Origin of the sequence: Pseudomonas sp. D2002 (genome assembly GCF_013385735.1) — a bacterium.
Taxonomy (GTDB): Bacteria; Pseudomonadota; Gammaproteobacteria; order Pseudomonadales; family Pseudomonadaceae; genus Aquipseudomonas.
Genome location: NZ_JACAPL010000002.1, coordinates 628,816 through 641,044, shown reverse-complemented (window position 1 = coordinate 641,044; position 12,229 = coordinate 628,816). Strand labels below are relative to the sequence as shown.

Here is a 12,229-nt window from a genome sequence, read left to right as displayed (position 1 = left end):
TGGAACGGTGCGCTTTATCCATCATGAGAAGGGCTAACGAGTTAGTGAAATCAATTCATTATCTCTCAAGCAATGTCGCTGCCTACAATACGTCTTAATTATAGTTCTTATAAATATCATCGAGATCAAGGCGTGGCGTCGGGCTTTATCTCAGGAATCAGAGTGTCAGATTAAAATGAATAACGAATTTGCATTTTCGATCAAGCGCATTCGTTTCGATGAGGATTATCACCCCTCCGAAAATACGCGCATTACCACCAACTTTGCTAATTTGGCCCGGGGCAAAAGTCGCCAGCAGAACCTGCGCAATACCTTAAAGATGATCGACAATCGCTTCAATGCCCTGGCGCATTGGGATAACCCCAAAGGCGATCGTTATGCTGTCGAGCTCGAAATTATTTCCGTCGAGATGAAAATTGATGCTGATAACAAGGGCAATGCCATCCCTTTAATCGAAATACTCAAAACAAACATCGTTGATCAAAAAACCAACGAGCGCATTGACGGCATTGTCGGCAATAACTTCTCTTCCTACGTGCGGGATTATGATTTCAGTGTGCTGTTGCTGGGCCACAACAAAGGCCGCACCGAATTCAGCACACCCGACAATTTTGGCGAGCTGCACGCAAAGCTGTTCAAGTGCTTCGTAAATTCAAGCACTTACAAAGCCAATTTCAGTAAGCCGCCGGTGATATGCCTGAGCGTGTCGAGCAGCAAGGTCTACCATCGCACCGAAAACCAGCACCCTGTACTGGGCGTTGAGTACCAGCAAGATGAATACTCACTGACGGATGAATACTTCAACAAGATGGGCCTGAAAGTGCGCTACTTCATGCCGCCCAACAGCGTTGCGCCGTTGGCATTCTATTTTTCCGGTGATTTGCTCGGTGATTACACCAACCTTGAGCTGATCAGCACCATCAGCACCATGGACACTTTCCAGAAGATCTACCGCCCTGAGATCTATAACGCGAACTCCGCAGCCGGTAAATCCTATCAGCCCAGCTTGCAGCACCAGGACTATTCATTAACGCGCATTGTTTATGACCGAGAAGAGCGTAACCGCCTGGCCATCGAGCAGGGGCAGTTTGTAGAGCAGAACTTTATCAAACCCTATCAAGCTGTGCTTGAACAGTGGTCCGCTCATTACGCGCTTTGACGCATTAAAAAATCCAAGGTCATCTGATATGAAAAAATTACTACCCACGTCCACTGCCGGCAGCTTGCCTAAACCCGCCTGGCTCGCGCAGCCTGAAACACTGTGGTCACCGTGGAAACTGCAAGACGAAGAATTGATTGAAGGCAAACAGGATGCGCTGCGTTTGGCCTTGCAAGAACAACATCACGCCGGAATTGACATCGTCAGTGATGGCGAGCAAACGCGTCAGCACTTTGTCACCACCTTTATCGAACACCTCAGCGGCGTCGATTTCGAGAAGCGCGAAACCGTCAGAATTCGTGATCGCTACGACGCGAGCGTGCCAACCGTCATCGGTTCGGTGAGTCGCCAAAAGCCCGTGTTTGTTGAAGACGCCAAGTTCTTGCGTCAGCAAACCGATCAACCGATCAAGTGGGCGCTGCCAGGCCCAATGACCATGATCGACACGCTTTACGACGCCCATTACAAAAGTCGCGAAAAACTCGCCTGGGAATTCGCCAAGATTCTCAACCAGGAAGCCCGCGAACTCGAAGCGGCAGGCGTGGATATCATCCAGTTCGACGAGCCCGCCTTTAACGTCTTCTTTGATGAAGTGAACGAGTGGGGCGTCGCCACCCTGGAAAGGGCCATCGAAGGCCTCAAATGTGAAACCGCTGTGCACATTTGCTATGGCTACGGCATCAAAGCCAATACCGATTGGAAAAAGACCCTGGGTTCCGAATGGCGGCAATACGAAGAAGCCTTCCCCAAACTGCAAAAATCCAGCATCGACATCGTCTCGCTTGAATGCCACAACTCCCATGTGCCGATGGACCTGATTGAACTCATCCGCGGTAAAAAAGTGATGGTCGGCGCCATCGACGTGGCCTCCAATACCATTGAAACCCCCGAAGAAGTCGCCAACACCCTGCGCAAGGCACTGCAGTTTGTAGACGCCGACAAACTCTACCCTTGCACCAACTGCGGCATGGCGCCGTTATCCCGTGGCGTCGCCAGAGGCAAGCTGAACGCCTTAAGTGCCGGCGCAGAGATCGTCCGCCGCGAACTCTTGAACCCGCGCTGAGCCAACCTCAAAAGAGCTGCGCGGGGAGGGTGAGGCGGTGGATTGAAAAATCACCGCTTCAAGCCTTCGACCTGCACCCCATAGCCAGGACTTACCATGTCACTTCCCAGTACTGCCATCGAGCCCCTGCACTTTCGCGAAGCGCTCGGGCACTACGCCTCCGGCATCACCGTGATCACCTCGCACCTGGAGGGCGAACCGATCGGCTTCACCTGCCAGTCGTTCTACAGCGTCTCCATGAGCCCGCCACTGGTGTCATTCAGCGTCATGTCCACCTCGGCCAGCTACCCCAAAATCCGCCAGGCCGGCCGCTTTGTCGTCAACATCCTCTCCGGTGAACAAGTCAAAATCTCCAACCAGTTCGCCCGCCGAGGCACCGACAAATGGCACGGCGTCGACTGGCAACCATCGCCACTCGGCAACCCCATCATCGCCGGCAGCCTGCACTGGCTCGATTGCCAAATCCACGCCGAACACGCCGCAGGTGACCACCTGATCGTCATTGGCGAAGTCAAAGCGCTAAGCCTGCAAGACACGGTGGCGACGCAGCCGTTGCTGTACTTCAAAGGGCAATATTGCAACCTCGCCGCCGATGGCGTGGGTTGAGCGGTCTAGCAAGGCCAAGAGACCAGAAAACCCGCCAAAGCGGGTTTCCTCACAGCTCACATCACATCAACTCACAGCAGCCACATCAAACCCCCGCCGCTCCATCACCGTAAACACATCCGCCACATCCTGGACCATGATCCGAGCGGTATTGGCGACGGTATTGATGTCGTGCTCGGCATAGTCGGATACGTTGGAACAGGCCATCAGGTGCAGGTAGGCGAGGGCGGCGTTCAGACGCTCGCTGGCGCAAGCGTGAAGCTCGCGGAGCGGGGCGTCGCTGTCGATGAGGAGGACGGGGTAGTCGGTTGCGGTTTGGGACATTGGGGTGAAGCGGCGGGGTGGGTGTTGAGTAGTCATGGTAATAGTCCTTAAGAAAGAAAAATTGCCACCTTTTGCTGCGAAACAATTGGGTGGCAGCTGTGCGCGGGTTCGCAGACCGGGGGACTATTACCATAACCCGGCAGACCCGAAGGTCTCCCACGCACAACCGCCATAAAACGAGAGGCAGCTGTGAATCGGCTGCGTCGGGTTTGACGGTACTGGTAATAGTTTTTAGGGCTGCGAAACCCTGTCGCTGGCCTGGGCCGGCGACGGGGCGAACTATAAGGTGCCCTTTGCCTAGGTGCAACCGAGAGGATGTATCAAACCCCATTCACCAAATTCAACCCATCAATCTTCCAGAGATGGGGACAGCGAGATTGCGGACACGATTGACGAAACGCGGCCAATTGATTTTTAGTGCAACGGGATGAAAATAATTGAGAACCCTCGAACGTGAATGGCGGCAAACGGCCAAAAGCTGTCAGTTTCCGCAGCCAAAAGCAGCCAGACAGCGTTTAGGAAAGGAGGGTCGCAACTATCCACAGCTCACGGTGCAGCTGACGCGCGCCAAAGGAAAATGGCAAAAGATTTTTATTGATCGTTATTGGTAATGCTAACTACATTATATAGGAATTGTATTAACGATTTCGTTTGCCCCTGTAGCTAAATTATTTGGGCTATTTAAAAACTTTTGCTCCGGGTTTATCAATGATACGCCGACTATATATTCTATGAGACTCTGTAGCGTTTTAGTCGCTCCTGGTGCGTCCGCAAGCCCGCTCGTGAGAGCAGCTACAATGACTAATGACCCAATCATGGCTTGCCATTTTGGAGCTTTAGATTTTGCTTCAGTCTTTATTTCTGCAAGATAGTTGCTTACCAGTAACCTAGTCTCGCTGGACAGCGTTAACGACTGATTTATCTGCTCTTCTGCCCTTTCGATTAACTCAACAACCCTATCTTCCTTGATTCTCGAAGGTTTAAAAATTTCACTCTCTAGCTCTTCTCGACGCCGAAGAACATCTTCAGCAATTTTAAGTGTAGATAACAACTTATCACAGCTAACTATTGTTCTTTCGATTGAGATACTTTCTTCGCCGAATATTCGCTTGGTCTGTGATGATGAAAACACCCTTCCATCAAAAATGATTTCGGCAAGCTTTGAAAGTGGTGAGGTATATTCAGGGTGGCGCGACATTTGAAGTTTAAGGTTGATCAGTGATATCTGGTCGATCAGCGAAATTTCCTTGTCTAAGTACTCTAGTTGCGAATAAGTTTCCATATCAAAAGGCGCAATGTTTCGCTTCAATAAATTGAATAGCTCTGGAAATTCGTCCATCGCAGCTGTCGCATCATCAAAGTCATAAATTTCTCGCGCTACGTGCAGCCCGTGACGTGCAATCCGCGATTCCATTGATGCAATCTCAATGAGAAACCTTCTGATAAGTTTGGTTGATTTTCCCAAGCTATACGGTGCATACCAATCCATTTAATAAACCTGCCTTACAGATTTTGCCCGCATATCAAAGTTGACGTCAGCCAAAACCGACATAGATATCAAGATGCCAAAAATCACACGGTACCGCCGCGCTCGCAGGTTGTCTACCTCTGAACCTTGAAAGTCTGCAGAAACCATGTTTCTTCCGTCGTCTGGCTGGTTGGGGGACGAAGTCGGCCATTTTTTCATGTAAGGATCAGATCTGCGCATAGCCATGGGTTACCTTTCACGATTGTCCACCATCCAATGTCTTACTGATTTCAAAAAACGGGGGAACAGTGGGAACAACCAATGTTTCCGGGGGGGGGGAGCGGAGGAACCTATACCCCAGTGTTTTTTGGGGGAAACAGAGACTGCCAGATCCACAGCGCTACTTGAGTTAACCAACTGAGTTAACCAGTTAACTAACTTTGGCGGGGCGCCGCTAACGAATTTACGCGATTCTTCGCACCCGCGTTCCTCCCCAGCGTTTTTTTTGGAGCGCGGTTCCCACGCCCACCGCCGCCGCGGCGGTATCTTTTGTCATCACAACTGCCGAAGCGCCGATGGGTTGGTGTATTTCACCTGTCCTGTCGCTCGATATTGGGCATAGGAGGGCTTACGGCCAAATAGACCATGAGGAGGAGAACCCCGTTATTCAAGGCCTTCAGCCTGAGTGGATGGTTAGACTGGACGCACTTACAAAACAACAAACAACGTACGGAAATGGTTCATAAGTAGCGAAGACGTAGGGCCTGAATTACCCTTGGGCTTGCCTCTCCAGGAGCCCCGCGAAATTCAGGGAAGTCCACGATTCACGTGCAATGTCAGGCTAAGATCGGCGCTGCAGCGCATAGCGTTTATCTGATTCAGACCTCGGACGAATCTCCGACCTTTACTACGTTACTCCCCCCCACATGCTTAGCACATTCATGATCTTTAGAAGGGCATATCTGAATCCCTCTCTGAACTATCCCCACCTGCCAAAGGAATAGTCGGTGCCAGTGCCAGATTGTCGGCGTGGACAGCAGATAGGTCAGGGACGAGTATGGGCAAATCCGGTATATCAACGGCGCTAACTACTAAGCTACCGTCTACATTAGCGCTGATGCCGTCCTGAATACCGTCCGAAAGCTCATCCGGATCGAGATCGACATAATCATCGCCCATCATCATTTTGTAGTGAGCGTTATGCTTAGCAGCTTTGAAAATCTTGAAGAAAATCTTCATATAGCTGGCTGCCATATTTTCACCGATAGCCACGTACAGCTCATCCGGAGCGTAATGCGAGCCATCATTGACCCAGCTGATTAGGGACTGACACTGTACCTTTTCAAGACCTTCAAATTTTCCGACCAGAACGTACGTATCTATACCTCCCAAAATTTTGAAATAATTTTCCAAAATCCTTCGCATGGTGTTCTGTAACGTAAGCGCTGGCACAGGAGTTTTCTTCAACTCTGCCCAAAGTAACTGGTAGGAAGTTCTGATGGGGTTGCTCGGATGAAACTCGACTAAAGAGTAATCACCAGGCTTTCGGACGATCCAAAAGGTCTCATCACTGAGGGAAGTTTCGGACTTCCGCCGTTGGTCGTAGGTAATCTCTTTGTGAAAGTGGACGTTGTGGGTCAACACCCAAATCTGTTTGAGATGGCTATCCTTCTTTCTGACCTCCGCAAAGAGTTCTTTGATCAAGCTACTCACGATAAAAAGCACATCACTATCGAGACTTGAAACTGGGTCATCAATGACGACGATCCGGTCACTTGTGATGCCTGATGTCGTTATGCTTCCTTTGAGCAGGTGGTAGAAGTATAGGAAAGTTACGAAGGTTTTTTCACCCTCGCTAAGAGTTTGCTTTGCGTCTTTGCCATCACTTCGGATAAGCCTATAGGAGTTTCCTACACAGGCAGGATCGAGCGAAAAACTACGAAATCCAAAATTTTTGAGGATCTTGTTTATGGCGATGACTGTCGGTTTCACACTTGTCAGTGCTGTTTCAATCTTGTCAATTTCGATCTCAACAGCTTTGATATTATTCGTGGCCGTGTCCCGACTCGATGTGATGCCACCGATGGATTTCTGCAACTTGTCCTTTTCGGACGTGTAGTCGGTTAACGTATTTTTTAGCTCGACATCGATGATATACTTCCATACCTCTCCGGTGAGCTTGTTCTGTTCAGCGGCGAAACTGGCTACAAGGCGATTGTGTTCAGACACTTTCACATTCGCAGCATCGACAATCCCCGCGACGCCATCCTGAATATCCGTCAGCCCCTCAAGCTCAATTTCAGAGCTTGGACTAGAAACCTTTTTGTCCACTCGATCCTTGTTTACAAGAATTACAGTCTCCAGGGTTTGGATCTCAAGACTGATCTTGTTTTTATCCAGGTGGATACAATCCGAAACCAATAGAGCACGTGCCTGATTCAATACTTCATCTGCAACCTGGAAATAGGTAGAGCGCAGAGTAGAAACTGCCTTGAAATCGGCTTCAAAGCTTTCGTCAAAGTAGTCAGCAAGGTTTTTCTCGAAATCATGTGGAATACTCTGTTGGCAAAACGGGCATTGCTCGTCTGTGTGTTCCAGAAATCTCATACCCTGCCGAACCCAGTCGCTGTTACCTAGTCGCTGGATAATCGCTGAGATGCTGACATCATCCCTACCAATTACCTTCTTGGCCAGAACTGGGCTTGTTTCGAATGCAATCAGCCGCCTCAAGTCCAAGGTCGGAACAGAAGACATCTTCAAAGGTTGATCACCATATAACACCAAGGCTCTTGCCTGGAGGTCAGCTAGATCGACCAAAGATGAAGTACTGCTCGCATACTCTTGCAATACCCTAACCTTAAAGGCCTCTCTATTATTTCTCAAGCCGGTAAAAGCACCCTTGAAATGTTCGTCATGTTTTGTCTTTTGTTCCCAGCACCGGGCGACCAGTTTTGTTTCTAAAGAAACGAGTTCGGCATTCTTTCCTGTCCTACCATCCTCGCCATCAAGAAGAATGACTGACTTCGTCTTCATCTGTTCGTGGCGCTTTCTTTCATCCTTGAGTAACGCTAGGCGATCAAGCTGGGCTTGCTCGGCCTTCCCCAGCGTGAAAACACCCTGCAGTTCTTTCGAGTCGGTGAAGTTAGAGGTGACGAAGTCATTGTTGTAAATCATTGCCGGGATCTGGCTGTTCCTCAGCCACTTGATCCGAGAGTGCGCCGAAATGGCAGGATTTTCGATCAGCCGACTAATAGTGGTCTTGCCCGCGCCATTTGCACCGTAGAAGAAATTTATCGGTTTTAGGTTAACGATTTCTTCTGCCTTGTCGGGGCTGTAGGTGGCGATATTAGAAAGGCTAATAGACTCGATCATTCTTTGCGCTCATGCAGGGAGCGGAGCCAGGCTGGCCGCGCACACTAAAATTTCGAGGGTCGAGACCACGCGGGTGGCAGCCTAGCCCAAGCCTCAATCGCGTGGTGGCGATTAGCCTATGCAGCTTATGCGCTCCGGCCAACCCTGCAAGTGAACCGCTGCTCATTTTCGTAGACATTGAACGACCGCATTTGGCCGTTTTTTGCTTATCACCGAGATTAGAAAAACTCGCAGAGAAACGGCGCTTCCGATGGCCGTGGTAGCTGGGCGCGCCGAAAATAGATCGTCTCGAGAAGGCTATCGGTTTATTTTTCGTCGGCCTGAGAGCCCAACCGCCCACCACCATAATAATTCAAGAACTCCCGCATAACCGGCGTAACCACCTCCTGCGAAGCAATCTGCCAAAACCTTCTATCCCCCAAAACCGGCTCCAACCGCGTGATAAGTTCCTGCGCCGCATTGTGCTGACCCGTACGCAACCAGTGCCTGAACATATCCTCGTTTTCCTGCCTCGATAGCTGCGCAGCCTGGAGCAGTTTGAGTGTGTATCGGTAGTTCAGTGGCCACAGTTGCTTCAGAAAATCGAGTCTCTCAGCAATGGGAAGCCCCACTAACCAGTGCCTCACATCCTTATCCACCTGAGCAGTGCCAGATCGGGATGCCACCTGTTCCGGTGTGAAACGAATGTCGTCCATGGTGTGCGAGGCCGAAGAGATCCAAGGAAGATCTCATTCTGTCCCAAGCACAGGAATAACGGGCAGCTTTATTTTGTCGCTCACACGGCACTCAATTTCGCAGCCCCTCCACAAACGAAAAAACCACCCACACCCCAGCCGCAAAGCCACGATTTGGATGGTCCCTTCAATCACTCTCAAACCACTACATTCAGCCACCTCAAACCCCGTTTTTCAATGCCCGCTTTTGGCGGTTAGCTACACCTCGTGTAAGGCAGCTTTGGGTCGTAAGCCGCACCATGGGTTCTTGCTAGCGGCTAGAGCGCAGTCATGACTTATTTAACACTTCATAACCACTACTGGAGAACTCCACCATCTTGCCGATCTCGGTCTTAGGGTCATCCAAGAGTCCGCCTAGCCTTCCAGACTCTGGTCGTCTGCTTTGGCCCCTTCGCAAACTAGGGTCGTTATCAATGAAATGAGCCACATGCGCCAAGCGGTACATGGCATCGGCACGAGATTCAGGGTCTGGATTGTTTTTGGTGAAGTCACCTACGCGCCTTATCAGGGCGTCGCGAATCCTCAGCGGATATCCTTCCTGCGGGTTACGGTCCATTATTTCCTGCATAAATCCCGCGTTCAGAATAGGGTTGCCGTCGAAGATATCCGCGGCTGAACGTTGATCGCCTGCGGGACGCGTTTCCTCGCGTGAAGGCGGACTCGACACATTGGCCTCACCGCGTACGGCAGGTTCCGTCCCAAGAGGAGCGTTTTTTTTCTGAGCCGCGTCATTGGCGGCATCCATCAACGCGGGATAACCGCCCCGAGCAAACGCCAATACCAGTCGCGCTTCGGAGCCTTCAAAAGAAAAATACTCGCTCTCCGGGTTTAGAAGCATAGGAACAATGTGCTGTTCGCCGTCGATTTTGCCGTTTCCGGCTGTTGAATCGGCGCCACCCTGCCTGTCGATGAAGCGAAGTACCGCCTCAGCTTTCAGTGCATTAGCCTTTTGAACGTCCGGGGGCAGGCGGTAGTCATCCCACTCACCCGTGTGCGTTTTAAAGGCTTTCAGGTCTTCAGGGTTCAATATGTAGTCAAGATTCTTGAACAACGGGCCCGCCGTAATTTCCGATACCGAACGTTGGTCAACCCTCTCGCCTTGAACAGAAATTGGTTGCTTTGAGCCTGGGGCGACTTTACTAGGTGTACGTTCTGTAACGGGAAGGTTTTGAATTAGGCTGGATATCTGAGTACTCACAGAAGGAATCGTCATATTTACCTGCATTTATAAAGGTTGGATAGGCAACCACACATAGGCGTGGCCCCACTCTAATTGGTCAGGGCGCAGGAATTGGTTCCGTCTCAGAGGTTGGCGCTTCTGTACTTTCCAGAGAAATTCTTGCTGTAGGTAAGATCGGAAGCGCCTTGGGAGAAGGCACAGGGAAATTTCTCTATAGGATGGCGGGGGATTAAATGGTCTTTGAATATATCGGCATGTGCGCTGGGGTCGCCATGACACTAAGCTTCCCGCTCTTTTTTTGTGCCATGTTCAAAAAGCTCGACGCAGCAGAGCGCTATGTGGAGGGCAGCGCTTACATCACTGTGCACAGGGATATTATTTGTCATGCTCCATTTGATGGAAGGCCTCAGCGGCTGATTGCTATGGGTATCATCATTCTTATTCCAAAAATACTTCAATGGAGGCGTTTAGTACGGGTCGAGGACGTTGATAAAATTCCACGACATCTCAAGTGCTGGATGGTCATACCAACACTGATTGCTTTCACATCCGCAACCGTCATGTGTATCAGCTGGCTCTTGATAGAAAACTAAACCGCCCGCCCCAAACTGAAAAACCACCCAAACCCCGGCCGCAAAACCAGGATATGAGTGGCTCAAAACATCAGGATCAAATCACTACATTCAGCTACCTCAAACTCCGTTAACCAACTTCCCCCCATCCATCCTGCGCTTATACGCACTGTCCCGACTCGCCAACCAAAAATACAACGGCGACGTCACCACCAACCCCACCACCCAGGACAAGTCCGCGCCGTTTATGTGTTCCGAAATCGGCCCCACATACAGCGGTGTGTTCATGAACGGAATCTGCACCGCAATCCCCACTGCATACGCCAGCAGCGCCTGTGGGTTGTACTTGCCGTAGATGCCGCCATCCACGCGGAAGATTGAGGCGATGTCGTATTTGCCTTTGTGGATCGCGTAGAAGTCGATCAGGTTGATCGCCGTCCACGGCACCAGCACCACGAGCAGCACCAGCACCATGTCGACGAAGTGGCCGATGAAGTCTTTGGAGGCGAACACGGCTGCGATGGCGCAGGCGGCGAGTACGAGGATGGAGATCACTGCGCGGCTTTTGGCAGTGGGGATCCAGCGGTAGGCGAAGGTCTGTACCAGAGTGATGATCGACAGTACCGCGCCGTACAGGTTGAGGGCGTTGTGGCTGATCACGCTGAGCAAGAACAGCACGAGCATCAGCGGGCCGATGGCGCCGGTGGCGAGTTTGACGGCGTCCATGGTGTCCATGCCGACTGGGGTGGCGAGCACGGCGACGGCGCCGAAGATGAAGGCCAGGCTGGAGCCGAGGGCGGAGCCCAGGTAGGTGGTCCAGAAGGTGGACGCAACGGGCACGTCGGCCGGCAGGTAGCGGGAGTAGTCCGACACGTAGGGCGCGAAGGCGATTTGCCACAGCGCGGCGAGGGACACGGTGGCGAGCCAGCCGGAAATGTTGAAGCTGCCACGGGTCAGAAAGTCCGTGGTTTGCACGTGGGTGAAGATGTAGCCGAAGCCCAGCACGATGCCGGCGCCGAGTACCCAGGTGCCGATGCGGTTGAGCACGTGGATGAAGCGGTAGCCGATGATGCCGATGATGCCGGACCCGATGGCGCCGATGACGATGCCGACGGGCACGGGCACGCTGTCGACTACGCCGTGCAGGGATTTACCCGCCAGCACGATGTTGGAGGCGAAGAAGCCGATGTACATGACGCCGGCGATGACCACCACCAGCAGGGCGCCGAGGGAGCCGAACTGTGCGCGGCTCTGGATCATTTGCGGGATGCCCATTTGCGGGCCTTGGGCCGAGTGCAGCGCCATCAGCACGCCGCCGACCAGGTGGCCGACGAGGATGGCGACGATGCCCCAGACCAGGTTCAGGTGGAACAGTTGCACACCCAGCGCACCGGTGACGATCGGCAGCGGCGCGATGTTGCCGCCGAACCACAGGGTGAACAGGTCTCTTACCTTTCCATGGCGATCTTCCGGGGGCACGTATCCAATCGTGTGTTTTTCGATAAGCGGGGCGGAGGATGTTGCAGTGGTAACCATGACGAGCTCCAAGGCAAGGTGAGTACGTTGACGTACTTCGCTGTGCGACGCGTGTGCGGCGCTTTGTTGTTGGAGTGATCATCTGCAATGGGCGCGGGGAGGTAAATTAGTAAGTTTGTTGCTATAGACCTTAAAAAAAGTATCTCGCCGGATTTTTTGCTCCGGTATGTTGCAGGTGCTTGAATCAGTGTGAAAAAGCCGATTTTTACGCACGT

The 12,229-nt window shown here is 51.7% G+C and carries 11 protein-coding genes; 5 read left to right on the top strand and 6 right to left on the bottom strand.

The window, feature by feature from the left end; genetic code table 11:
• The first annotated feature begins 175 nt into the window (after nt 1–175).
• The 3 genes from HX783_RS03115 (at nt 176) to HX783_RS03105 (ending at nt 2,828) form a co-directional block, all read left to right on the top strand.
• Nucleotides 176–1,159, top strand: a complete 984-nt coding sequence (locus HX783_RS03115) for a DUF1852 domain-containing protein (protein WP_177015930.1) — start codon at nt 176–178, stop codon at nt 1,157–1,159.
• A 28-nt stretch (nt 1,160–1,187) separates the two neighbouring features.
• Entirely contained in the window at nt 1,188–2,222 is a 1,035-nt protein-coding gene (locus HX783_RS03110; RefSeq protein WP_177015929.1) for a methionine synthase, read from the top strand.
• A gap of 96 nt (nt 2,223–2,318) precedes the next feature.
• Nucleotides 2,319–2,828: a flavin reductase family protein gene (locus HX783_RS03105; RefSeq protein WP_177015928.1), complete on the top strand. Its 510-nt coding sequence runs from the start codon at nt 2,319–2,321 to the stop codon at nt 2,826–2,828.
• A gap of 66 nt (nt 2,829–2,894) precedes the next feature.
• Here HX783_RS03105 and HX783_RS03100 read toward each other — a convergent pair whose 3' ends face one another.
• Nucleotides 2,895–3,188 (bottom strand): fructose-bisphosphate aldolase, encoded by a 294-nt coding sequence (locus tag HX783_RS03100; RefSeq protein ID WP_159955527.1) that lies wholly within the window; start codon nt 3,186–3,188, stop codon nt 2,895–2,897.
• 401 nt (nt 3,189–3,589) lie between these two features.
• Here HX783_RS03100 and HX783_RS03095 point away from each other — a divergent pair, with 401 nt between their 5' ends.
• Nucleotides 3,590–3,763 (top strand): hypothetical protein, encoded by a 174-nt coding sequence (locus HX783_RS03095; protein ID WP_177015927.1) that lies wholly within the window; start codon nt 3,590–3,592, stop codon nt 3,761–3,763.
• A gap of 11 nt (nt 3,764–3,774) precedes the next feature.
• Here the strand turns inward: HX783_RS03095 and HX783_RS03090 are convergent, their stop codons facing one another.
• From HX783_RS03090 to HX783_RS03075, 4 genes are all read right to left on the bottom strand, one after another.
• Nucleotides 3,775–4,641: a hypothetical protein gene (locus tag HX783_RS03090; RefSeq protein ID WP_177015926.1), complete on the bottom strand. Its 867-nt coding sequence runs from the start codon at nt 4,639–4,641 to the stop codon at nt 3,775–3,777.
• Nucleotides 4,642–5,568: 927 nt separating this feature from the next.
• Complete coding sequence (locus HX783_RS03085) at nt 5,569–7,992, bottom strand: AAA family ATPase (RefSeq protein WP_177015925.1); 2,424 nt, start codon at nt 7,990–7,992, stop codon at nt 5,569–5,571.
• Nucleotides 7,993–8,297: 305 nt separating this feature from the next.
• Complete coding sequence (locus HX783_RS03080; RefSeq protein WP_177015924.1) at nt 8,298–8,687, bottom strand: hypothetical protein; 390 nt, start codon at nt 8,685–8,687, stop codon at nt 8,298–8,300.
• A gap of 307 nt (nt 8,688–8,994) precedes the next feature.
• The gene (locus HX783_RS03075) at nt 8,995–9,939 is read right to left on the bottom strand and encodes a hypothetical protein (protein WP_177015923.1); all 945 of its coding nucleotides are present in this window, start codon (nt 9,937–9,939) and stop codon (nt 8,995–8,997) included.
• 200 nt (nt 9,940–10,139) lie between these two features.
• On the opposite strand from HX783_RS03075, the gene HX783_RS03070 reads away from it, so the two are divergent.
• Nucleotides 10,140–10,499 (top strand): hypothetical protein, encoded by a 360-nt coding sequence (locus HX783_RS03070; protein ID WP_177015922.1) that lies wholly within the window; start codon nt 10,140–10,142, stop codon nt 10,497–10,499.
• Between the two features lie 99 nt (nt 10,500–10,598).
• Here HX783_RS03070 and HX783_RS03065 read toward each other — a convergent pair whose 3' ends face one another.
• Nucleotides 10,599–12,014, bottom strand: coding sequence for a cytosine permease (locus HX783_RS03065; RefSeq protein WP_177015921.1), 1,416 nt, complete (start codon nt 12,012–12,014; stop codon nt 10,599–10,601).
• Between the last annotated feature and the right edge of the window lie 215 nt (nt 12,015–12,229).

Excerpts from the sequence above, each read along its gene's own strand:
- HX783_RS03115 (WP_177015930.1), top strand. The coding sequence starts at position 176 with ATGAATAACGAATTTGCATTTTCGATCAAGCGCATTCGTTTCGATGAG.
- HX783_RS03110 (WP_177015929.1), top strand. The coding sequence starts at position 1,188 with ATGAAAAAATTACTACCCACGTCCACTGCCGGCAGCTTGCCTAAACCC.
- HX783_RS03105 (WP_177015928.1), top strand. The coding sequence starts at position 2,319 with ATGTCACTTCCCAGTACTGCCATCGAGCCCCTGCACTTTCGCGAAGCG.
- HX783_RS03100 (WP_159955527.1), bottom strand. The coding sequence starts at position 3,188 with ATGACTACTCAACACCCACCCCGCCGCTTCACCCCAATGTCCCAAACC.
- HX783_RS03090 (WP_177015926.1), bottom strand. The coding sequence starts at position 4,641 with ATGGATTGGTATGCACCGTATAGCTTGGGAAAATCAACCAAACTTATC.
- HX783_RS03085 (WP_177015925.1), bottom strand. The coding sequence starts at position 7,992 with ATGATCGAGTCTATTAGCCTTTCTAATATCGCCACCTACAGCCCCGAC.
- HX783_RS03080 (WP_177015924.1), bottom strand. The coding sequence starts at position 8,687 with ATGGACGACATTCGTTTCACACCGGAACAGGTGGCATCCCGATCTGGC.
- HX783_RS03075 (WP_177015923.1), bottom strand. The coding sequence starts at position 9,939 with ATGACGATTCCTTCTGTGAGTACTCAGATATCCAGCCTAATTCAAAAC.
- HX783_RS03070 (WP_177015922.1), top strand. The coding sequence starts at position 10,140 with ATGGTCTTTGAATATATCGGCATGTGCGCTGGGGTCGCCATGACACTA.
- HX783_RS03065 (WP_177015921.1), bottom strand. The coding sequence starts at position 12,014 with ATGGTTACCACTGCAACATCCTCCGCCCCGCTTATCGAAAAACACACG.